The following is a 22273-nucleotide window of genomic DNA, read 5'->3' on the forward strand; positions in this document are numbered from 1 at the left end:
CCGCGGTCCCGGGCGGCGCGCCGATTGACCGATCCTGCTGCCAACGCCCGTACGGCTGTGGTGGTCTTCTGACCGAGCCGAACCGACACACCGGGGGGACCGGGACATGGGCTACTGGGGGTACTTCGTGGTCGGCCGCGCCGAGCGGCCGCTCGCGGAGCTGGAGGCGCTGGCCGGCGCCGGGGACATGACGCTGCGCCAGAGCGCGCCGGGCAGGTGGCAGGTGTGGGAGTTCCCGGGCGGCGACGGAGACGTCGGGAACATGAACGACCTGGCCGGGCAGACCGGCGCGCCCGCGCTGTTCGGATACGTGATGGACAGCGACTGCGTGGTCGTGGAGGCGGCGGCGCCCGAGAGCGGCGCGTGGACGACCTGCCTGGCGCGGACCGCCATGGCCGGGTACCTGGGCGCCGAGCGGGACGGGCTCACCCTGGAGGACTACTTCCTGGAGCCCCGCGACGCCGCCGAACGCGCCGTCGCCTGGGCCGCGGAGGCGGGGTGCGCCGCGAACGCCGGGGAGCTGGCCGAGGTGCTGGCGGACGATCCGGGTCCCGGTGCGGGCGCGAGTGCGGAGGCAGGGGCGGAGGCGGGGGCGGGGGCGGGTGGGGCGCCCGGCCCCGGGGCCGACTCCGGTCCGGTGGCCGAAAACCTCTTCTTCCGGTTCCTCGACCGGCTGGGCGTCGTGCCGCTGTGACACTCCCGGTCCGTCGCACGCAGTAAGGGGCAGTGCGGGCCCCGCGGCGCTGAGCGGGGCGAAGCGGCAGGAACAGGGAGGCACCCGATGAGCCTGGTGGAACTGATCGCGCGGGCCGACGCACGCGGACTCGCCGCGAGCGGGCTGGCTTGTTTGGACCGCTGCGTCCCGCTCCTCGACGGCGACGACGAGGCCCTCAGACCCCTGTGGGCGACCCTCGCCGACGACACCGGCGCCGAGGCCGGCCCCGACTGGGCCGCGAGCCTGGCACAGGTGCGGGACAAGCTCGCCGGCCCCGACGCCACCGGCGAGGACGAGGCCGTGGTCCTGGCCCGCCGCATGCTGGAGGCCGCGCCTGCCGAGTGCTCCGGCCCGGCGATGCGGACGTGGGCCGACGCCTGTTCCGTCGCCTCGCTCCGGATCCACCGGCTCCTCGACCCAGCGGCGGACACCGCCCCGGAGGCCGACGTCCCCCGCGACGGCGGCACGCGGGGACTGCCCCCGCTCGTCGCCGCCGAACTGCGCCGCCAGGCCGGCGTCCTGGAACTGCTCGCCGAGCGCGGCGCCGCCGGGCTGCGTCCGGCCCTGGAGGTCTCCACGGAGGGGCGCCGGGTGCTGCGCGCCGTGGTCTCCCGCCGGGCCCGGGGACGGGGCTGACCCCGGGCCCGACGCCGGTGTCCTGTGACCGTCGTGCGGGGAACGCGCGGGGGCGGTGCGGCGGACGTGGGGGAGCCGGGGCGGTCCTGTACCGGTTGCGGAACGGCCGGTTCGCGTGTGTGACGCAAGCGCGTCCCGCGACGCTTTAGCCCATGTGACGACTATGACCAGGGGATTGACCGGCGGATCGGCGAGCGGACCGACGAGCACGCAGCAGCCCCGCCCGGCGGCCGCCGCGAGGCCGGTGCGGTGGGCGGCGGACGCGGTGGCCACCATGCGCGAGGGCGCCCGGCTGCGCCTGGACTACTCGGCCGAGAGCCTGTGGCGCGTCGACCGGGTGATCGACGGCATCCGGCGCGAGGGACCGCCGTACGCCGCCGTGGAGGCGGCGCTGCGCGGACTCGGCGCCTACGCCGGTGAGGTGATCGTGCGTCAGTCGGGCGGCGAGTGGTGGACGACCGGAGGGGACCACTGGGTCCGTACGCCGGACGGCCGCCTGTGGGACCCGATGGACGAGGCCCGCCGCTGCTTCGCCGGTGACGGGTCGCTGCGCCTGCTGTGCCGGGACGCCACGGCGGGCCCGTGACGCCCGGCCGGGACCAGCGGGACTGCCGGCGTTCCCTGTGACACTTCTGTGCGCGCGGACGCTGATGACCTTGGGGGGCGGGCTCACCCGAGCGCGCGCAGGACTCGGTACGGACGAGGACGGTTCTTGGGCCAGCGAGGGGAACCCCGCCGCGTGCAGGCGCACGACGGGGAACTGGGCGCGGCGGTCGCGCGGGCCCAGGACGGTGACGAGGCCGCCTTCGCGGTCGCCTACCGGTTCGTGCAGCCGGGCCTGCTGGGCTATCTGCGCGGGCTGGTCGGGGACGACGCTGAGGACGTGGCGGCGGACGCGTGGCTGGAGATAGCCCGCGACCTGCGGCGCTTCCGGGGTGACGGGGCCGGCTTCCGGGGCTGGACGGCGACGATCGCCCGGCACCGGGCCCTGGACCACCTGCGCCGCCAGAAGGTGCGGCCCCGGCCGACGGCGCTGGAGCAGGACGTGCTGGACCTGCCCGGCCCGCACTCCACGCACGACCAGGCCCTGGAGACGCTCTCCACCCGGACCGCGCTGAACCTCGTCGCGGGGCTGCCGCCGGACCAGGCCGAGGCCGTACTGCTACGGGTCGTCGTCGGTCTCGACGGGCCGTCCGCCGCCCGCGTGCTCGGCAAGCGGCCCGGCGCGGTGCGCACGGCGACCTACCGGGGGCTGAAGCGGCTGGCACGGCAGCTGGGCGCCGACGGTGTGACGGATGACGGTCCCAGGACGCTGGGGGAGTCGACATGAGGGGTGCCGAGGACGGCGGCCCGGCGGAGCGAGCGGGAGCGGAGACGGACATGGGCGCACGGCACGGGGAGGGCCGCGACGTCGGCCCCCGGCCCGCCCCCGGCGACGCCCCCGGCACGGAGGCGCTGCTCGCCGCCGCGCTGCGCGGGGAGGGCATCGACGCCGAGGGCGAGCGGCGCGCCGTGGCCGCCTTCCGGGCCGTACGGGACGCCGAACCCGGCCGGGCCGCGCGCACCCGGCGGCGGGACGACTGGCGGCCACGGACCGGGCGGCACCCGGGACGCTCGCTGAAGACCGCGCTCTCCGTCCTGCTGGCGAGTCTCACCCTGGGCGGCGTCGCCTACGCGGCCATCGGCGGGGGCGGCTCCGCCGCGGACGACGGCGACCCGGACCGTACCCGCCCGCCCGCCGCCACCGACGACGACTCGGTCCGGCCGGTCGCCACCCCGCCGGTCACCCCGCCGGACCCCGCCGCCCCGGGCCGCGCGACCACACCCCCCGGCGGCTCCACCTCCCCGGGGACCTCCACGGCCCCCGGTGTCTCCACGCCGCCGGACCGCCCGGCCACCGGCCGGGACACCGAGGCCCACTGCCGCGCCTACGAGCGAGTGGCGGACAGCGGCAAGGCACTCGAGGCCACGACCTGGCAGCGGCTGGTCGCGGCGGCGGGCGGCGCGGACCGCGTCGAGGCCTTCTGCGCCGAGCAGCTCGCCCGGCCGACCGGGCAGGAGTCGTCGGCCGACGCCGGGAACGGCTCCGACGGGAACGACGCGGGCAACGGCCGTGCGGGCGACACCGGCGCGGGGGTCGGCGCCGACGGGACCGTCGGCGAAGGAGGCGTCGGCGTGGAGACCGGTGGCAGCGCCCCGGTGCAGGTGCCGGATCTCCCGTAGCCCCCACCAGGAGCGATCGCGGCGGCCAAGGCAACGGCCGGGGCCGCCACCCCCCACAGGAGAGGCCCCGGCCGTCGCGCGGTACGGGCCGCGCGGCGGCCCGTACTCCCTTCAGCGCCGCGACTGCGTTTTCTGTCACACCTCACCGCGTCACGGGTTAGTTGCATCTTGTACGGCAATGCGAGGTGGACATGGACGAGTGGCGGTTTCACGACGTAACGTGCCATTCGCGCCGATCAGCGGGGGGCTCGCTCCCGCGACGGGTTGCGGGAGACCGCCGCGACCATCAAGGGAGAAACCACGAGGGCGAGGACCACGTCCGCCAGAGCGGCGCCGGTTCAGGCGCAGAAAGGCTTCTCGGTGCTGGGGGACGACGCGGAGCTGACCGCCGCGGTGCGTGCGGCACAGGCCGGGGACGAGACCGCGTTCCGGACCGTCTACCGCGCCGTGCATCCGCGACTGCTGGGATACGTGCGCACGCTCGTCGGTGATCACGACGCCGAGGACGTCGCCTCCGAGGCCTGGCTGCAGATAGCCCGCGACCTGGAACGGTTCGACGGCGACGCCGACCGGTTCCGCGGCTGGGCCGCCCGCATCGCCCGCAACCGCGCGCTCGACCACATCCGCATGCGCGGCCGCCGGCCGGTGATCGGCGGCGACGAGACGGAGCTGACCGGCAAGCCCGCCGAGTCCGACACCGCCGGTGAGGCCATGGAGGCCCTGGCCACCGGCAGTACCCTCTCCCTCATCGCCCGGCTGCCCCAGGACCAGGCCGAGGCGGTCGTCCTGCGCGTGGTCGTGGGCCTCGACGCCAAGAGCGCCGCCGAGACGCTGGGCAAGCGGCCCGGTGCCGTCCGCACGGCGGCGCACCGTGGCCTGAAGCGCCTGGCCGAGCTGCTCGGCGGTGATCCGGAATCGGGCGGCGGGCTCGACGCCCTGCCGCCGCAGCGAGAACCGCGCGGCCGCGCGGTGACGTCCGCGAGTGTGACGCATACGCGTGCGCGGACGCAGAAGGACATGTGATGGCCGACGAGCAGGACAAGTGGCTGGACCGCGAAACGGCGGAACTCTTGCTGCGCGGAGAGCCACTGGAGGGGCTGGAGAGCACCGACCCGGCGACCCGCGACCGGGCCGCCCGGCTCGTCGCGGCCCTCGGCGAGCTGTCCGCCCCACCGGCGCCGACCGGCGAGGAACTCCCCGGCGAGGCCGCGGCGCTGGCCGCCTTCCGCAAGGTGCGCGCCGAGCGGGCCGACGCGGCGGCGGACGCGCCGGGCACCCTCGGGCACGGCACCGCCTCCGGGCCCTTGGACGCCGGTTTCGTCCGCATCGGCCCGCGCGGTGACGGCGCCCGTCGGGCGCGCCGGAGCCGCCCCCTGCGCCTCGGGCTGGCCGCCGCGCTCACCGTCGGCATGGTCGGCGGCGTGGCGGTGGCGGCCGGAACCGGAGTGCTGCCGACGCCGTTCGACGGCAGCGAACCGGAACCCGCCGCGACCGTCTCGGCCGCCGCCTCCCCCGACCGTCCGCTCGGCCCGCCCTCACCGCTGGACGGCGTGCAGGGCGGGTCGCGGCCCGGCGCCGCCTCGGGCACGCCCGGCGGGGACACGGCCCGGGACGGAGGCGGGGCCGAAGACCGCGACGCCGACGACCGGGACTCGGACGGCTCCGACGGACGGCGGTCGGACCTCACCGCGGCCTGCCGCAAGGTCCGCGACGGCCGGCAACTCGACGCCGCCCACCGACGCGCGCTGAAGGAGGCGGCCGGGGGAGCGTCTCGGGTCGCGAAGTACTGCGGCAGCCTCCTTGCCGGAACCGGCGGCGGCACCGGCGGCCGGGACGGCCGAGAGCACGGCGATTCCGCAAAGGCGACCCACGAGGGCGAGCTCCGCAAGGACACCGGCGACGACCGGAGCGGCAGGGGCGACGAAGACGACAGGGACGGCAAGGGAGACAAGGGCAAGGGCGGCAAGAAGGGCGACGCCGGCCAGGGCGGCCACGGAAACCGGGACGACGCCGGAGACGACGGCGGCAGAAGCGGTCACGGCGGCAACGGCGATGACGACGACGCCGACACAGCCCCGCCCGCCCGGGGCCCCCACGGCCCGCACGCCCCGTCGGCCTACGAGCCCCGGCCGCAGCAGCCGCCCGCCTACGCACCCCACGCCGCGCACTCCGCGACCCTCGCCTGACCTGCTGTTTCGTTCCTGCCGAAGATTTCCCCGCCGAGGGTGTGACACTTTCGGACGCCGGGACGCAGTAATGAGTGAGCCGACTGGTCATCGGCTTCCTGCACCGAGCCGGGGTTCCCCCCGTACCCGCGGCTCGTGCACCTCGGCGCGGGCGGGACACGTTCCCCCGGTCCCGCCCGCGCCCCATTCACCGCACGGCGCTCCCGGCGTCCCGCCGTCTCACCGGTGCACGACGACCTTGTCGCCGTTCCTCACCTGCGCGTACAGATCCGCGATCGCCCCCTCGTCCCGCACGTTGACGCAGCCGTGCGAGGCACCCGCGTAACCGCGGGCCGCGAAGTCGTAGGAGTAGTGCACGGCCTGGCCGCCGCTGAAGAACATGGCGTACGGCATGGCCGAGTCGTAGAGCGTCGAGACGTGGTGGCGGGACTTCCAGTAGACCTGGAAGACGCCCTCCCGGGTCGGTGTGCGCTGCGAGCCGAAACGCACGGACATCGTCGACACGGTCCGCCCGTCGATCATCCAGCGCAGCGTCCGGCTCGACTTGCTGATGCACAGCACCCGGCCCCTCGTGCAGCGCGGGTCGGGCGCGGCGGCGGGCTGGCCGCCCATCAGGTACAGCTCCCACTTGCCCGGCTCGTGCGACATCCCCAGCAGCCGCTGCCAGGTGACGGTGTCCGTCCGGCCGGTCCGCGGCAGCCCGCGCTTGCCCTGGAAGCCGCTGACGGCGCGCTCGGTCAGGTCGTCGTACGTCCCGGTCGGCCCGTCCACGAGCCACTCGACCTGCCGCAGCCGGGCCTGCAGCTCACGGACGTCCCGGCCCGTGTCGCCCCGCTTCCACAGCACCCTGGCCGGCTTCGGAGCGCCGGTGGACGGCGCACCCGACGCCCCCCGGCCCCGGGGTGGCGCGCTCGGCGACCGTCGTTTCCCGGACGGCGTGCTCCTCGCCGGGGCCCCGGTGGTGACGTCTATGCGCACCGGTGCCTGCCCCTCGCCGTCCGGCCCGGTGGTCCGCACGGTGCAGCCGCCCGCCACCAGGACCGCCCCCAGGGCGACGGCGACCGCCCGTCCCGTGTTCCCCATCCCCGTCATACGCATCACGGCCCCCCGTCGTCTCACGGCCCCGCACCGACGTCCCTTCAGTTGTTCCCGCGGATGACGCGCGGCGAACGGCGCGGCATCGTTGTGACCGGGACCGCACCGAGGTTGTGAGGAAGGTCCCAGCGTGGGCCACTCCACCGGGTGCACGCGCGCGGATACAGTCCGTCGAAGTGCCGGACTGTACCGGCGGGTAAACGGCGGGCAGTTCGAGCAGTACGAAGCAGCACGCAGTACGAAGCGGTACGAACATGTGCTCAGCGGGAGGCATCACACCATGACGCGCGAGTCCGAGTCCGGGCTGCCCATCGAACCGGTCTACGGGCCCGACGCCCTGACGGACTGGGACGCGGCCGAGAAGCTGGGCGAGCCCGGGAAATACCCCTTCACGCGGGGTGTCTACCCGTCGATGTACACGGGCCGTCCGTGGACGATGCGCCAGTACGCCGGTTTCGGCACGGCGACGGAGTCCAACGCCCGCTACAAGCAGCTCATCGCCAACGGCACCATGGGCCTGTCGGTCGCCTTCGACCTGCCCACCCAGATGGGCCACGACTCCGACGCGCCGATCGCCAGCGGCGAGGTCGGCAAGGTCGGCGTCGCCATCGACTCCCTCGACGACATGCGCGTGCTGTTCGGCGGGATCCCGCTGGACAAGGTCTCCACGTCGATGACGATCAACGCCCCGGCCTCCCTGCTGCTCCTGCTCTACCAACTCGTCGCCGAGGAGCAGGGCGTGAGCGCGGACAAGCTCACCGGCACGATCCAGAACGACGTGCTGAAGGAGTACATCGCGCGCGGGACGTACATCTTCCCGCCCAAGCCCTCCCTCCGCCTGATCGCGGACATCTTCAAGTACTGCAGGGCCGAGATCCCGAAGTGGAACACCATCTCGATCTCCGGCTACCACATGGCGGAGGCGGGTGCCTCGCCCGCGCAGGAGATCGCGTTCACCCTCGCGGACGGCATCGAGTACGTGCGCACCGCGGTCGCGGCCGGCATGGACGTGGACGACTTCGCGCCCCGCCTGTCCTTCTTCTTCGTGGCGCGCACGACGATCCTGGAGGAGGTCGCCAAGTTCCGCGCGGCCCGCCGGATCTGGGCGCGGGTGATGAAGGAGGAGTTCGGCGCCAAGAATCCCAAGTCGCTGATGCTGCGCTTCCACACCCAGACCGCCGGCGTGCAGCTGACCGCCCAGCAGCCCGAGGTGAATTTGGTCCGCGTCGCGGTGCAGGGCCTGGGCGCGGTCCTCGGGGGCACGCAGTCCCTGCACACCAACTCCTTCGACGAGGCCATCGCGCTGCCCACCGACAAGAGCGCGCGCCTTGCCCTGCGCACCCAGCAGGTCCTCGCCTACGAGACGGACGTGACGGCGACCGTCGACCCGTTCGCCGGTTCCTACGTCGTCGAGCGGATGACCGACGACGTGGAGGCGGCGGCGCTGGAGCTGATGGGCAAGGTCGAGGACCTCGGCGGCGCGGTCAACGCCATCGAGCACGGCTTCCAGAAGAGCGAGATCGAGCGCTCCGCCTACCGCATCGCCCAGGAGACCGACTCCGGCGAGCGGGTCGTGGTCGGCGTCAACCGCTTCCAGCTCGACGAGGAGGAGCCGTACGAGCCGCTCCGCGTCGACCCCGCCATCGAGGCCCAGCAGGCCGACCGCCTGGCCGGGCTCCGCGCGGAGCGCGACCAGGCGGCGGTGGACTCGGCGCTGGCGGCCCTCAAGAAGGCGGCCGAGGGCGAGGACAACGTCCTCTACCCGATGAAGGACGCCCTGCGCGCCCGCGCGACGGTGGGCGAGGTGTGCAACGCGCTGCGGGAGGTGTGGGGGACGTATGTGCCCTCGGACGCGTTCTGAGGGCGGCTGAGCTGGGGCGTTACCTCGAATGGGTGATCGGGGGCGAAAAGTGCGCGTTCCTGGTTAGGCTCGTGGAGGGTGTTCCCGTAAGGAGGGTGCCGTGGCTGTCATGATGCACGAGTCGTCGCTTGCCGATGCTGCTGACCATCTCTGGGAGGAGCTGCCCGGCCACCGGGTAGAGATCCTCAACGGGAGCATCGTTGTGACACCGCCGCCGGACGGTCCGCACCAGGAGTCGCTGACCTGGCTCATCGAGGAGTTCTCCCGGGTCGGGGCCAGGCAAGCGGGGCTCAGATACCTCGGCGGTATCGGGTTGTGGCTGCCGACGGGTCCCGACGACTACGCGGTGCCCGACTTCTCCGTGGTCGACGACGTCTACAGGGACGCGGTCGTGGAGAAGAACTGCCACGCGTCGCACGTCTTCCGGCTGGTCCTGGAAGTGACGTCCACCAACTGGTCCAATGACACTGCCATCAAGGTGGGGACGTACGCCAAGGCAGGCATCCCGGTCTACGCCATCGTCGACCGCCACCACGACGAGGTCCTCCTCTACACCGCCCCCGCCGACGGCAAGTACCCCGCCCCCCAGCGCTTCAAGCGAGGTCAGGACGTCCCCGTGCCCGAATCCGTGGGCGTCAGCCTCACCCTCTCCGTCGACACCCTCCTCGACGGCGACGGCTGACCCGGACGGGAACCGGCTCGGGCCTCAGCCGCCCAGCCCGAACCGGTCCAGGTACTCGCCCAGCCCCTCCGGGGTGTCCCCGGCCCACCCGACGTACCCGTCCGGCCGTACGAGGAACAGCCCCGTCCCGTACGCCCCGTGCGCGCCCCCGCGCACCACCGGTACCGTCGGCCCCACCACACCGTCGGGCGCGTCGGCGCCCAGCGCCAGCAGCGTCCAGTGCGGCCCCCGGAAGGCGTCGAAGAGCCGGACCCCGTCCACCCGGCCGTCGGGCGCGCGGTCCCCGGCCCGTACCGCGTCCTCGCCCACGGCGCCCCGGGTCTCCTCAGTCAGCGACGAGTCCCGGTACCCGATGCCCAGCTGCCGGGTCGCCCCGCCGCGCCGCACCTCGCCGCGGTGGACGGCGGTCGACAGGTCCAGCATCTGCGCGGCGATCGGGCGCCGCTCCTCCTCGTAGCTGTCCAGCAGCCCGGCGGGGGCGCTGCCCGACAGCACCGCGCCCAGCTTCCAGCCCAGGTTGTAGGCGTCCTGGACGCTGGTGTTCAGGCCCTGCCCGCCCGCGGGTGAGTGGATGTGCGCCGCGTCGCCGGCGATGAAGACCCGGCCCGCGCGGAAACGGTCGGCCAGGGCCGCCCGCGGCCGGAAGTCGGAGACCCAGCGGACCTCGGTCACGTCCTCGGCGGCCAGGTGCGAGCGCTCCGCGACGACCTTGCGGACGCCGTCCGCGGAGGTGTCCACGTCGGCGCCCTCCGGGAATCGTGCCATCACCTGGAAGTCCTCGGTGCCGGCCAGGGGGCATACGGCGAGGAGCTCGGCGCCGTCGCCCGGCGGGAAGACGTGCCAGTTGTCGCGGTCCAGGCCGTTGATCCGGACGTCCGCCACCAGCGTCGGGCTCGGGTCGACGGTCTCGCCGGTCATGCCGATGCCCAGCGCCCGGCGCACCGCGGAGCGGCCGCCGTCCGCGGCGACCAGACAGCGGGCGCGCACCGTCCCGCCCGAGGCGAGGTGTGCGGTGACACCGCTCGCGTCCTGCGCGACGCCGACGACCTCGCGGTGGAAGGCGACCTCGCCGCCCAGCTCCGCGAGCCGCGCCGCCAGGATCTCCTGGGTCCGCCACTGCGGCACCATCCACGCCCGGTTGTACGGTGAGTCCTCGCTCGGCTCGGCCGGGTCGAACATGTGGTGCTCGCCGACCCGCTCGCCGTTCCTCCAGACCATGCCGACCGGGTAGGTGCCGCCCGCCGCGTGGATCGCGCCGACCACGCCGAGGTCGTCGAGGACCTCCATCGTGCGGGGCTGGAAGCCCTTGCCCCGCGATCCCGGGAACAGCTTCCCGGCGGCCTCCAGGACCAGCGCGTCCACCCCGCGCCGGGCCAGGTCGACACCCAGGGCGAGACCGGTGGGGCCCGCGCCGACGATCAGCACATCGGTGTCCGGGGCATCACGGTCCAGGGCATGCGTATCCATGACATTCACGGCAACTCTCCTTAACGTTGTTAAGTTCCGTGTGGGTCCGAGGGTGGCCCTAACGTCGTTAAGGTGTCAAGCGTGAGTACGGAACGACGCGCCCCCCTCGACCGCCGACGGGTCGCGGACACGGCGCTGAAGCTGCTGAACGAGGTCGGTCTGGACGGCCTGACCCTGCGCACCATCGCCAGGGAGCTGGACGTCAAGGCACCCGCGCTGTACTGGCACTTCAAGGACAAGCAGGCCCTGCTCGACGAGATGGCCACCGAGATGTACCGGCGGATGGTCGCCGGGACCCCGCTCGACCCGGCCGACACCTGGCGGGAGCGGCTGCTGAAGGCCAACCGCGGCCTGCGCGCGGCCCTGCTCGCCTACCGCGACGGCGCCAAGGTGTTCAGCGGTTCACGCTTCACCGGCGCGGTGCACGCCGAGTACATGGAGGGCACCCTGCGGCTGTTCACCGCCGCCGGGTTCACCCTCGCGCAGGCGGTGCGGGCCACCACGACGACCTACATGTTCACGCTCGGCTTCGTCACCGAGGAACAGGGCGTCGAGCCCCTGCCCGGCGAGCGCCGGGAGGGCTTCGACGTGGACGAACGCGCCCGCCTGCTGGCCGACTACCCCCTGACGGCCGCGGCGGGCGCGGAGATCTTCACGGACTACGACCGGCACTACGAGGAGTCGCTGGCCCTGGTGATCGAGGGTGTCGCGGCGACCTACCGCCTCGGCTGAGCCGCCCCCGCCGCCCTGCCCGCACCGCCCGCACCGCTCGCCTTCGCCCGCTGTGCCGCCCGGTAGCGGCGCACGGCCCGCGTGACGACGGGCGGCAGCAGGTCCAGGGCGAGCCGCCGGGCGCGTTCCCGCGGGGCCGACGCGCGGGCCGCACGGACGGCGCGGGCCGCCGGACGCGCCTGCGCGGTCTGCCCCGGCACCGGTGCGCCGTCCGGCCGACCCGCGCCCGGTGCCGGGGTGGGCGCGGGGGCGGGCGCCGGGTGGCGCGAGGACGGCAGCGAGGGCGGCCGCAGCCGCTTGCCCTTGGCTCGGGTCCGCACCAGCCGGTGCCCGGCGGCCTGCTCCACGGTCACCGTGATGTCGTCGCGGCCGCGCAGCGCGGCGATCAGCTCTTCCCGCACGGGCTCCGGGTCGCCCCAGGTGCCGTACAGCTTCTGGCTGCTCAGGCAGACCGGACGCAGCCCACGGTTGAGCACCGCCTCCCAGGCCGCGACGGCGACGCCCGGGGTGTGCTCGCTGCGGAAGTCGTCCAGGACGACGATGCCGTCCGGCCCCAGCAACTGCTTGGCCGCGCCGATGTCGCCCTCGACATGTTCGTACAGGTGCGAGGCGTCGACGTGCACGAAGCGGCAGCTGCCGGGCGCCACCTCGTCGACGACCGCGGAACTGGGCGCCTGGACGATCGTCGGCAGGGTGTCGTGGAAGGAGAGGTAGTTCCGTTCGAAGGCCTGGCGGGTGAGGGAGGAGTACGACTTGGCCGCCTCCGCCCGGTTGGCCGCGTCCGGCGGCTCGGCCCCGAACAGGTCGCAGACGGTGAGCGTCTCGCCGTCCCGCAGCCGGTGCCCGAGCAGGATCGCGCTCTTGCCCAGGTAGGCGCCCAGTTCCAGCAGGTCGCCGCGGGTGTCCAGCCGCTCCTGCCGCTCCAGGAACCAGGAGAACAGCACCTGGTCGAGCGGCCAGAACCAGCCCGGGACGTCGTTCAGCTCACCGGGGTACTCGTGCGTCTCTTGCGCAGTGGCCATGAGGGGAGGATGCCTCCTCGTTGGCCGAAATGGAGGGGGTACGCGCGATCCGACGGTCGGAAAATCGCACGTATCGCCCAACGCGTGCGGCCCTACACCCTGCGAAGCCCCCTCACGCCGCCCGCAGAAACGCCGAGCGGGCCGCCCTGCCCAGGAAGGTGAAACGGGTCTTCCCCTTCAGGTGCTCGTCCAGGGCGTCCTTGATGCCCGGCCAGCTGGGGTCGTCGTAGTCGTCCAGGACGACGATCGCGCCGGGCGCGGCTATCTCCTCGGCCCACTCGAGATCCTGGGCGACGCCCTTGGCCGAGTGGTCGCCGTCCACGACGATCACGCCGTAGCCGCGGTCCGAGACGGCCGCCCGGGTCTCGGGGTCCTCGGAGAAGCCGTGCCGGATGCGCGCCGCCGCGCCCGCCGGACCGGCGAGGGCGAGATTGGTGCGCACGGCGCGCTCGTCGACCGGCGACCCCGTGGGGTCCGCGCGCTGGTCGCTGCCGGGCTGGAGCTGCACCCCGGCGAAGGGGTCGACGATGGTCAGGCTCGGGCTGCGGCCGTCGCGCTCCATCATCCGGACGAGGCCGGCGGAGAACATGCCGTACAGGGTGCCGATCTCCAGGATCTCGTCGTTCGGCGGGTCCAGCAGGGGGATCGTGCCGAGCTTGCCGCAGATGTTCATGGTGCCGCCCGCGATCCGGCCGACGCCCAGCGACTCCAGCGCCACCAGCAGCCGGAAGGCGGCGGCGACGTTGCGCTCCGCCGCGCCGCGGTCGCCGGACAGGGCCGCTACCTCGGCGTGCAGGTGCTCCAGCGAGGCCTCGCCGACCATGCGGGAGATACCGCGACCGCCGGGGCCGAGCAGCAGTTCGAAGGTGAGCTGCCGCTGCCTGAGCACCTCGACCTCACGGACCAGCCGCTCGGTGTCCTGGGCGGCCGGCGTCGCCCGGACGCCGGTGCGGCGGACCGCCGAGCGGACCTGCCGCTCGATGCGCTGGTCTATGAGGTCGGCGACGGGGCGCAGCAGACGCCGGGAAACCGAGCTGTGGAGCAGGGAACGGCTGTTCATGGAGCAAGAGCCTCTATCCGTCATGGGGGCGCACGGCAGTGCGTGGAGCACGTGGGAGGTGGCGCAGAGGTTAGCCCAGGAAAACGCCGTCGATTTCTCGCCGTAAGGCCGTCGGGAAAGAGGGAATTAACCCCTGCTTCATTTTCCGTACGAGCCCCGTCCTCCTCCGGCTCGGCGGCGTGCGTCTGGAATTGATCATTTCTGCGGGCTCCGGGCGCATTCGGTCATTAATCATTCGTCCACTGTTCACCGGCGATTGCACAACGAGGGGGGAATACCCCCGGTCTAATCGATCGGACAAGCGCACAGGGAGTGACGTCCCCGCACGAGGCGCTGAACGCGACGAATTTTGCTTGGGGCCCGCCGAGAATGAATCGCTCAACCCTGCGCGGCAAGCCGCGACCGGCAGCCGCGCTGCTCGCGGCGGCCATCACCGTCACCGCGTTCTGCGCGGCCGACGCCCTCGCGCGCAGCTACCCCTTCGGCCCGCGCACCCGCGCGGTCAACGATCTCGGCAACCAGTACGTGCCGTTCCACGCCCACCTGTGGGACCTGCTGCACGGACGGGCCGACGGCGGCCTGCTCGTCAACTGGCAGTCCGGGTTCGGCTCCAGCTTCCTGCCCGACCTCGGGACGTATCTGAGCAGCCCGTTCGCCCTGCTCGTGGCCCTGTTCCCGAGGGACGAGATCGACCTCGCCGTGTACGTGATCACCGTCCTGAAGACCGCGTGCGCCGGCGCCGCCATGGCCTGGCTGCTGCTCCGGCTGCGCCCCGGCCGCTGGTGGGCGGCGGGGCTGCTGGGCTCCGCGTACGCGCTGTGCGGCTGGTCGCTCGCCGACGCCTCGTACAACCCGATGTGGCTCGACGGCCTCGTCGCCCTGCCCCTGCTGTGCCTGGTCGGCGAATGGGCACTCCTTGGACGGCGCCGGCTGCTCGGCGTGCTGATCGTGGCGCTCGCCTGGATCGCCAACTTCTACACCGCGTACATGGCCACCCTCGGCGCCGGACTCCTCCTGCTGCTGCGGCTGTGGCTGTCCGGCCTTCCCCGGCGCCGGGCCCTGGCGGCGGCAGGCCGGGCCACGGCCACCGTCGCCCTGGGCGTCGGTCTGGCCGCCCCGCTGGTCACGGTCGTCTACTTCGGCACCAAGCACGCCTACCCGGGGCGGGTCACGCACTTCGCGCCGGTCGCGACGGAGGACGTGCTGGCCCGGCTGCTGCCCACGACGTACGGGTTCGGCAGCCCGGCGCTCTTCGTCGGCACCACCGCGCTGCTGCTGGCCCTCGCCCTGCCCTTCCACCGGGCCGCCCCCGTGCGGGTGCGCGCCGGATGGAGCCTGCTGGTGGTCGCGGTCGCGCTCTCGATGCAGTGGACGCCGACCCATCTCGCCTGGCACGCCTTCGCCACCCCCAACGGCAGCCCCTACCGCCAGACGTTCGTGCTGTGCGCGCTGCTGGTGATCGCGGCCTGGCACACGCTGTCCTACGGCGTACCCGCCCGACGCGCGCTGGCAGCGGCCGGCGCGCTGCTCGCCCTCGCGGCGGCCGCCGCGAGCCGCAGCGGCCTGGTGCACGCCTACGCCTGGCCGGTGCTGCTCCTGGCCACCACCGGAGCCCTCGGCGGCCTGCTCCTCCTGCGCCACACGGAGGCGGCCCGCTCCACCGCGCCCACGGACCGTCCCGGCGCGGGCGAGGTCTCCGAGGCCAGTCCCGCCGCATCCGGCAGCGGCTCCGCTGCGGGGGCGGGCGCCCTTGGGGTGGGGAGCGGTCCCGCCGCAGGGGGAGGCCCTGCGGCCGGGACGAGCGTTGCGGACGCGGGGAGTGTTCCCGGCGCGGGGGGAGGCTTTGCCGCCGGGAGGGGCTTTGCCGCCGGGGCCGGTGGGCCGGCCGGGCGCAGGCGTGGCGTGCTCGTCGGGCTGGCCGTCGTGCTCCTGGTCGGTGCCCAGGTCGGCGAGGCCGCCGCCACCTCCGCCGCCGCCACCCGGCTGCGGCTGAACCACCTGGACGACTACGCGCCCTGGGGGGACCGGCAGCGGAGTCAGTCGCAGGCCGTGTCCGAGGCCGGCGGCTGGCCCGCCTACCGCACCGACCCCGGCCGGGAACAGACCGTGGGCAACGACCCGATGGTGGTGGGCGGCCAGGGCGCCCAGTACTACAGCAGTCTCACCGCCGACGTCCTCAGCCGGACCCTCACCGCCCTCGGCGGCGGCTGGACCTCGCGCGGCCGGAACCTGCAGAGCCTGGACAACGCCGTCACCGACGCGATCTTCTCCGTGGGCGCCCGGGTGCACTCCCCGCCGGACCAGCACCAGAAGTGGAACCCTCGCGACAGCACCCCGGTGACCGTGTCCCGGCAGGACGTACCGCCACTCGTCACCGTCCGTCCGGCCGCCGCGCCCGGTGCCCGCACCGGCGTCCCGGCCTTCGGCCCGTCGCCCTACCGCAACCAGGAACTGCTGCTGGGCACCCGCGTCTACACCGTGCCCGCGCTGACCGTCCGCACCGCCGACGGCGCGCAGCCCGAACGCGCGGCCGACGACCGGGCGGGCACGGTGATCGAGGTGCCCCGCACCAAGGGCTCCGGCGCGCAGGGCTCCCGCGGCAAGGCCGCCGCCGCATCCCGGCCCTCGATCGCGGCGCAGTGCCCGGCCGGCAGCGAGGTCTACCTCTGGGCACCCCACTTCTCGGGCACCGCCCGCCTCACCGACACCCCGGCCCGCCCGCTGACCGGCCGTTTCACCTCCGACGCCGCCAAGATCGCCGCGATGCAGCGGCTGGGCACCGCCCCGGCGTCGGGCCGGGTACGGATCGAGCTGTCGCCCACCCGGACCGGCACCGTCCCGGACGGCGCGGTCGGCTGCCTCGACACCGCGCGACTGCGCACCGCCGTCCAGCGGCTCAAGGAAACGGGCGCCGACGAGGTGACCGTCTCCGACGGCACCGTCCGGGCCCGGCTGCCGGCCGGCAGCACCGGCACCGCCGTGCTCGCCGCCCCCCGCATCGCCGGCTGGCGGTGCGCCGCCGACGGGGCCGGGGCCAAGCCCGCCGAGACCTACTACGGCCTGATCGCCGTCCCCCTGGACGGCTCCGCGACCAGCGTCACCTGCACCTTCCACCCGCCCGGCCTGCGACTGGGCGCGGCCGTCGGGGGCGCCTCGCTCCTGACCCTCGTCCTGCTCGGCACCCTCACCGCCGTCCGCCGACGGCGCTCCGCACACCACCCCGCGCTCCGCACGGCCGGCGCCACCGCCACCCGCCCGCGCGAGCGCACCACCAGCGCCCTCTGACCGCGCCCCGGAGACCCTGATGCTCATATCGATCGTCGCCCCCTGCTACAACGAGGAAGACGTCATCGAACGCTTCCACGCCGCCGTGCAGAAGGTCGCCGACGACCTGCTGCCGCTCGGCCACGACATGGAGTTCGTCTACGTCGACGACGGCAGCCGCGACCGGACGCTCACCCTCCTGGAACAGCTCGCCGAGCGCGATCCGCGCGTCCGCTACGTCTCCTTCAGCCGCAACTTCGGCAAGGAGGCCGCCCTTCTCGCCGGTCTGCGCCACGCCTCCGGCGACTCGGTGGTCGTCATGGACGCCGACCTCCAGCACCCGCCGGAGCTGATCGGGCAGATGGTCGAGCTGCACGGCCAGGGCTACGACCAGGTCCTCGCCCGGCGCAGCCGGCGCGGCGACCGGTTCACCCGCACCCTCACCGCCCGCCTCTACTACCGGCTGGTCAACCGGCTCGTCGACGTCGAACTCGTCGACGGCGTCGGCGACTTCCGGCTGCTGTCGCGGCGCGTGGTGGACGCGGTGCTGGCCCTGACCGAGTACAACCGCTTCTCCAAGGGACTGTTCGCGTGGGTCGGGTTCCCCAGCACCACCTTCGAGTACGAGAACGCCGTACGCGAGCACGGCCGCAGCTCCTGGACCCTGAAGTCCCTGCTCAACTACGGCCTCGACGGGCTGCTGTCGTTCAACAACCGGCCGCTGCGCGCCGCCCTCCACCTCGGCATGACCCTGCTGACCTGCGCCGGGCTCTACACGGCGTGGATCGTGGGCGCCGCACTCGTCAACGGCGTGGAGACACCCGGCTACGTCACCATCATCACCGTCGTCACCGCGCTCGCGGGGGTGCAGATGGTGATGCTGGGCGTCGTCGGCGAGTACACCGGCCGGATCTACTACGAGGTCAAGGGACGCCCGCACTTCCTGGTGAAGGCGACCAACGTGGAACGGGAGCCGAGCTCCGCGACGAAGGACCTCATCCGCTGATGCCCCGCCTCGTCACCGCCCGCCCGATGGCGCGGCAGATCGCGGTCTTCGCCGTGGTCGGCGTCGTCAACACCGGCCTGTACTACGGCCTCTACCTGCTGCTCCTCACCCGCCTGCCCTATCTCCTCGCGCACGTCCTCGCGTTCCTGCTCAGCATGGTCGGGTCCTTCTTCCTCAACGCCCGCTTCACCTACCGGACCCGGCCCACCTGGCGGAAGTTCCTGCTGTTCCCGCTGACGAACGCCGCCAACTTCGTGATCACCACGGTCGGTGTGTACGTGATCGTCGACGTGCTGCGGGCCGGCAGCCGGTTCGCCCCCCTGCTGGCCTCCGCGGCGGCGATCCCGGTGACCTTCGTGGTCTCCCGCTGGATCATGCTGCCGAACGCGGGGAGCGCGCCCGCGCCCGAAACGACGAGGGCGCCCGCCGAGGCGGACGCCCTCAGGTGACCGGCACCGGCCCTCACCTCACCGCTTGATCGACCGCCGGATGGCCCGCGCCCGCCGCACCACCCTGCGTGCCGCGGCGTTGCGCGGCAGGAAGGCCAGCCGCTCCGGAACCCCGCCGGGCAGGCCCAGCGACGTCAGCCGCCGCTTCTTGAAGTACCGGCTGGTGCGGGCGTTCAGGTTGCCCCGCAGGTACTCCTCGGCCGCCGGACGCAGCTCGGGGAGGATCTTGGGCTGCATCGCGAACCCGACGGCCCGCACCAGCGCGGCGAGGGCATCGGTGTCCAGGCCCCGCCGCCCCGCGGCGACGGCGTCCCGGTCGGCCGGCTCGGGCAGCAGCGCGTCCACGATGGTGACCGGGACGCGGTTGCTGTTCTCGTACGGCGTCAGCCGGTCCAGCAGGGTCTGTGTGCCGACCCGGGCGACCGGCAGCCCGTAGAGCGCGGACGCGGTCAGCAGGGCCGTGGAGAAGCAGCCGACGACCAGCGCCGGGCGCGTCCGCCCGTACAGCACCTCCGCCAGGACCGGGGTGTCCAGGACGGTCAGCTCCACGCCGAGCTTCTCCGCCTCCTGCTCCAGGGTGCGGGTGAAACGGGCCGGGGCCGTGGGATGCGGCTTGAACACCACCCGGGAGTGACCGAGCCCGACCGCGCCCGTCAGCATCTGGACGTGCAGCTCCTCCTCCTCCTCGGCGGAGAGGATGCCCAGCGCCGACAGGTACTGGCCGAGCAGCAGCGCCGCCCCCTCGCCCCCGGGCAGCCCGGCGTCCGTGTCCGCCAGCTCGGCCAGCACCTTGGTGAACGCCGGGGTCGGCACGATCTGGGCCGGGACGTCGAACTCGGTCAGCAGCAGGGGCGCCAGACCCGGGACCAGGTCGAGGTGGAGCAGCCGTTCCACGCGGGTGCCGACCAGCGGGTCGAGCTTGTTGCGGGTGGGGCCGTAACTCATCAGACCGTCGGCGTACACCGTCAGGGGCGCGTCGCTGAAGATCTGCGCCACGCCGAGCGCGGGGTGCACCTGGATCGACTCCACGGCGAGCGACACGTCGTCCTCGCCCAGGTCCCACAGCAGCCGCAGATGCCGCTCCCACAGGGGCGCGTCCTCCACCCGCGGCTGCCAGCCGCCCGGATGGAAGGGGAAGATCGTCTCGTTCCAGGACAGCACGTCGTCGAAGCGCGGCCGCAGCCGCTCGAACCCGGGCATCTCGTCCAGGGCGGGCGTCGTCTCGGGCGTCGCCGCGTTGTTGGAGACCAGCAGGATCCGCCGGTCGGCCGGGGGGAAGCAGCCCGTGTCCAGGGCCGCGGCGAGCGTGGCCGTGCCGTACAGCGTCGACGCCAGGAAGATCTGCGTGCTCACGCCGCCACCTCCGCACCCGGCACCGCACGGCGGCGCAGCCGGCGCAGCAGCGTGGCGCGCTCGGTGTCCATCGAGCCGAGCACCTCCTCGAGCGCGTCCTGCGGCATCCGCCGCAGGGCGGCGGCGCTCATCGCCTTCAGTTTGCGGGCCACGGCAGGCTCGAACCTTTCGACGGAACCGAGATGGTGGGAGATGATCGCGCAGTACGTGCGCACGGCCTTCGGCAGCAGCCGCGCGGCGTCGGCGTCCCCGGCCGCCCCCGCGACGACCTCGTCGAAGGCGCGGATGAAGTCGAGCTGGCGGACATCGCCGATCTGGGTGAGCGAGGACGCCACCCCGCGCCGGTAGAAGACGCCGAGCAGCCCGGTCACCGCGAACGACTCCGCCTCCCGGTGCAGCTTCCAGATCCAGGGCCGGTCCTCGGCCGTGCGCAGCCCGTCGGTGAAGTGCAGCAGCCCCCGCTCGGCCAGCCGGCGGTGGTAGACGCCGGCCCACGCGTAGGCGTAGTCGACCGAGGTCGACCGGTGGGCGGGGAGGATCGCGTCGCGCGGGCGCATGACGACGCCCCGCCGTCCGTGCGGCACCCGGTGCACGACCCGGGCCCGTGCCGTGCACTGGACGTGGTCGGTGCGCACGAAGTCGCAGCCCAGGCCCTCGACGGCGGCGACGAGCCGCTCGTAGTGGCCGGGGGCCAGCCAGTCGTCGCCGTCCAGGAACGTCAGGTACTCGCCGCGCGCCCGGTCGATGCCGGTGTTGCGGGCGGTGGCCAGGCCGCCGTTCTTCTCGTGTCGGACCAGCACCGCCCCCGGCAGCTCGGACTCGGCCCGCGCGAGGAGGTCCGCGGTCCCGTCGGACGAGCAGTCGTCGACGAGAATGAATTCGAAGTCGTCGCGCGCGTTCGCGCGCAGACTCCGCAGAGTGTCGGGAGCGTATTGCCGCACGTTGTAGAACGGCACGATGACGGAGAGCTTTGGCACGTGAATGACGTTAGGTGCCGGCCCGGCACCGGGCTTTACCTGAACCTTGACACGCGGTGAACGAGGCGTGGCGAAGCGGTGAAGCGCGCACTGTCCGGTTCTCCCGGCGGCTGGATTCCCCATTCGGCGATGTGCTGTTCACCGTTTGTTGGATTCCGGTTGGGCGGTTCCTAGAAATGCCTTTTTAGCGTCTACGACGTGCCAGCAAGTGCAACGAAGGCCCTGCGAGTCGCCGTCCTGGCGGACTCCGACACCCGGTGGAAATGGGGCGCGCTCACCGCGAGCCGCGTCTGCCCCGGCGACACGGAGATCCACCTCGACGGGTACCTCCTGCGCGGCCGCGCCACTCCCACCCCCCGCCAGCTGCGGGAGGTCGGCGTCGGTGCGGACTCGCTCCGCGAGGTGACCGCCCTCGAGTTCCTGCGCGCCATGGACGGGGCGCGGGACGAGAAGCCGTACGACGTCCTGGTCCTCGCCCTGGTCGGCGGCGGCGTCCAGGCCATGCTGCACGGACTCGGCCGCCTCTGGCGGGACCGCGCCGAGCGGCCCGTGGTCGTCACCGGCTACGTCGGCGTCGTCTACGAGAAGCTCGCCGACGGCCTGCTGCTGCGCCACGGCGCCGACCTGGTCCTCGCCAACTCCCGCCAGGACGCGGAGCGCTTCCGCGCCGTGTACGAGGGGGTCGGCGCCGACCCCGCCGCGGTGACCGAGGTCGCCCTGCCCTTCCTGGGCGGAGCCGCCTACGCCGGCGAGCACGACCCCTGCACGGTGGTCTTCGCGGCGCAGCCCTCGGTGCCGGACAGCCGCAGGGACCGTACGTACCTGCTGGACCGCCTGATCCGGCACGCCCGCCTGCACCCCGGGCGCGAGGTACTGCTCAAACTGCGCTCCAGGCCCGGCGAGCACACCACGCACATCGAGGAGCTGCCCTACCAGAAGCTGGTGCAGCGGGCCGACCCGCCGCCCAACTTCCACCTGGTCTACGGGCACATGGGCGACGTCCTCGACCGTACCGACCTGCTGGTCACCGTCAGCTCCACGGCGGCCCTGGAATCCCTGCACCGGCGCATCCCCACGGTCGTCCTGACCGACCTCGGGGTGCGCGAGGCGCTCGGCAACCACCACTTCGTGGGCTCCGGCTGCCTCGCCTCCTGGGACCAGCTCGACGCGGGTCACCGCCCGGTCCCCGACCCCGAGTGGGTCGCCCGGCAGGGCGTGGCGGCGGACGGCGGCTACGACACCGCCTTCGACGAGGCCGGGAAGCGCATCGCCGCCCTCCTCGCCCGGCCCGGCGGCCTGCCCCCGCTCGCCCCGTACTACACGCCGGCCACCGCCCCCGGCTACCTGCCCGGCATCCTCGCCCGCCACCACCTCGCCCCCGACGGCACGCCGCTGCCCGGCGCCCCGGCCGCCGACCGGCCCCCGGGCCCCGTCCGCCAGGTCGTGCGCCGCGCGGCCCGCGGCGCCTACCGGCACGGCGTCCAGCGCGTCGCCCCGGTGATCCGGCGGATGGGCGAGCTGTGACCGGCCCGACCCGGGGCACGG

20 protein-coding genes are annotated in these 22273 nt (G+C 73.8%); 14 read left to right on the forward strand and 6 right to left on the reverse strand.

Going from position 1 to position 22273, the window contains the following annotated elements; all coding sequences use genetic code 11:
• Positions 1-106 precede the first annotated feature (106 nt).
• The 7 genes from AB0P07_RS02275 (at position 107) to AB0P07_RS02305 (ending at position 5760) form a co-directional block, all read left to right on the forward strand.
• Positions 107-694: a hypothetical protein gene (locus AB0P07_RS02275; protein WP_365543840.1), complete on the forward strand. Its 588-nt coding sequence runs from the start codon at positions 107-109 to the stop codon at positions 692-694.
• A gap of 87 nt (positions 695-781) precedes the next feature.
• Complete coding sequence (locus AB0P07_RS02280) at positions 782-1351, forward strand: hypothetical protein (RefSeq protein WP_125629120.1); 570 nt, start codon at positions 782-784, stop codon at positions 1349-1351.
• Between the two features lie 163 nt (positions 1352-1514).
• Complete coding sequence (locus AB0P07_RS02285; RefSeq protein WP_365543844.1) at positions 1515-1937, forward strand: hypothetical protein; 423 nt, start codon at positions 1515-1517, stop codon at positions 1935-1937.
• Positions 1938-2063: 126 nt separating this feature from the next.
• Positions 2064-2681: an RNA polymerase sigma factor gene (locus AB0P07_RS02290; protein ID WP_164411690.1), complete on the forward strand. Its 618-nt coding sequence runs from the start codon at positions 2064-2066 to the stop codon at positions 2679-2681.
• Positions 2678-3574: a hypothetical protein gene (locus AB0P07_RS02295; protein ID WP_365543848.1), complete on the forward strand. Its 897-nt coding sequence runs from the start codon at positions 2678-2680 to the stop codon at positions 3572-3574. Before AB0P07_RS02290 ends, AB0P07_RS02295 begins: the two co-directional genes overlap by 4 nt.
• Before the next feature lie 360 nt (positions 3575-3934).
• Positions 3935-4597: an RNA polymerase sigma factor gene (locus AB0P07_RS02300; RefSeq protein ID WP_365543851.1), complete on the forward strand. Its 663-nt coding sequence runs from the start codon at positions 3935-3937 to the stop codon at positions 4595-4597.
• A complete protein-coding gene (locus tag AB0P07_RS02305; RefSeq protein ID WP_365543854.1) occupies positions 4597-5760 on the forward strand; it encodes a hypothetical protein in 1164 nt (387 codons plus the stop codon). Before AB0P07_RS02300 ends, AB0P07_RS02305 begins: the two co-directional genes overlap by 1 nt.
• A 219-nt stretch (positions 5761-5979) precedes the next feature.
• On the opposite strand, the gene AB0P07_RS02310 is transcribed toward AB0P07_RS02305, so the two are convergent.
• Complete coding sequence (locus tag AB0P07_RS02310; RefSeq protein ID WP_365543856.1) at positions 5980-6858, reverse strand: L,D-transpeptidase family protein; 879 nt, start codon at positions 6856-6858, stop codon at positions 5980-5982.
• Between the two features lie 277 nt (positions 6859-7135).
• Between AB0P07_RS02310 and AB0P07_RS02315 the strand changes: the two genes are divergently transcribed.
• Positions 7136-8716 (forward strand): methylmalonyl-CoA mutase family protein, encoded by a 1581-nt coding sequence (locus AB0P07_RS02315; protein ID WP_365543858.1) that lies wholly within the window; start codon positions 7136-7138, stop codon positions 8714-8716.
• Between the two features lie 109 nt (positions 8717-8825).
• Entirely contained in the window at positions 8826-9398 is a 573-nt protein-coding gene (locus tag AB0P07_RS02320) for a Uma2 family endonuclease (RefSeq protein WP_365544512.1), read from the forward strand.
• 24 nt (positions 9399-9422) lie between these two features.
• Here AB0P07_RS02320 and AB0P07_RS02325 read toward each other — a convergent pair whose 3' ends face one another.
• Positions 9423-10865, reverse strand: a complete 1443-nt coding sequence (locus AB0P07_RS02325) for an FAD-dependent oxidoreductase (RefSeq protein ID WP_365544515.1) — start codon at positions 10863-10865, stop codon at positions 9423-9425.
• 81 nt (positions 10866-10946) lie between these two features.
• Here AB0P07_RS02325 and AB0P07_RS02330 point away from each other — a divergent pair, with 81 nt between their 5' ends.
• A complete protein-coding gene (locus AB0P07_RS02330; protein WP_365543861.1) occupies positions 10947-11597 on the forward strand; it encodes a TetR/AcrR family transcriptional regulator in 651 nt (216 codons plus the stop codon).
• Here AB0P07_RS02330 and AB0P07_RS02335 read toward each other — a convergent pair.
• Together AB0P07_RS02335 and AB0P07_RS02340 are read right to left on the reverse strand one after the other, a co-directional pair.
• Positions 11582-12619 (reverse strand): class I SAM-dependent methyltransferase, encoded by a 1038-nt coding sequence (locus AB0P07_RS02335; RefSeq protein ID WP_365543864.1) that lies wholly within the window; start codon positions 12617-12619, stop codon positions 11582-11584. The two genes, AB0P07_RS02330 and AB0P07_RS02335, sit on opposite strands and share 16 nt — an antisense overlap.
• A gap of 112 nt (positions 12620-12731) precedes the next feature.
• On the reverse strand, positions 12732-13679 hold the full coding sequence (locus AB0P07_RS02340) for a class I SAM-dependent methyltransferase (protein WP_365543870.1): 948 nt from the start codon (positions 13677-13679) through the stop codon (positions 12732-12734).
• A gap of 369 nt (positions 13680-14048) precedes the next feature.
• On the opposite strand from AB0P07_RS02340, the gene AB0P07_RS02345 reads away from it, so the two are divergent.
• From AB0P07_RS02345 to AB0P07_RS02355, 3 genes are read left to right on the forward strand one after another with little or no spacing between them, the layout of a single operon-like run.
• Positions 14049-16964 carry a YfhO family protein gene (locus tag AB0P07_RS02345; RefSeq protein ID WP_365543873.1) on the forward strand — a complete coding sequence of 972 codons (2916 nt, stop codon included), beginning with the start codon at positions 14049-14051 and terminating at the stop codon, positions 16962-16964.
• Positions 16965-16983: 19 nt separating this feature from the next.
• Positions 16984-17949 (forward strand): glycosyltransferase family 2 protein, encoded by a 966-nt coding sequence (locus AB0P07_RS02350; protein WP_365543876.1) that lies wholly within the window; start codon positions 16984-16986, stop codon positions 17947-17949.
• Entirely contained in the window at positions 17949-18398 is a 450-nt protein-coding gene (locus AB0P07_RS02355; RefSeq protein WP_125629111.1) for a GtrA family protein, read from the forward strand. Before AB0P07_RS02350 ends, AB0P07_RS02355 begins: the two co-directional genes overlap by 1 nt.
• Positions 18399-18416: 18 nt before the next feature.
• On the opposite strand, the gene AB0P07_RS02360 is transcribed toward AB0P07_RS02355, so the two are convergent.
• Together AB0P07_RS02360 and AB0P07_RS02365 are read right to left on the reverse strand one after the other, a co-directional pair.
• A complete protein-coding gene (locus AB0P07_RS02360) occupies positions 18417-19751 on the reverse strand; it encodes an alpha-2,8-polysialyltransferase family protein (RefSeq protein ID WP_365543879.1) in 1335 nt (444 codons plus the stop codon).
• The gene (locus tag AB0P07_RS02365; RefSeq protein WP_365543882.1) at positions 19748-20728 is read right to left on the reverse strand and encodes a glycosyltransferase family 2 protein; all 981 of its coding nucleotides are present in this window, start codon (positions 20726-20728) and stop codon (positions 19748-19750) included. Before AB0P07_RS02365 ends, AB0P07_RS02360 begins: the two co-directional genes overlap by 4 nt.
• A 198-nt stretch (positions 20729-20926) precedes the next feature.
• Between AB0P07_RS02365 and AB0P07_RS02370 the strand changes: the two genes are divergently transcribed.
• Positions 20927-22252 carry a DUF6716 putative glycosyltransferase gene (locus tag AB0P07_RS02370; protein WP_365543885.1) on the forward strand — a complete coding sequence of 442 codons (1326 nt, stop codon included), beginning with the start codon at positions 20927-20929 and terminating at the stop codon, positions 22250-22252.
• Positions 22253-22273 lie beyond the last annotated feature (21 nt).

The sequence above is a fragment of the Streptomyces sp. NPDC085944 genome (assembly GCF_040686295.1).
In the GTDB taxonomy this organism is placed as follows: Bacteria; Actinomycetota; Actinomycetes; order Streptomycetales; family Streptomycetaceae; genus Streptomyces; species Streptomyces salinarius.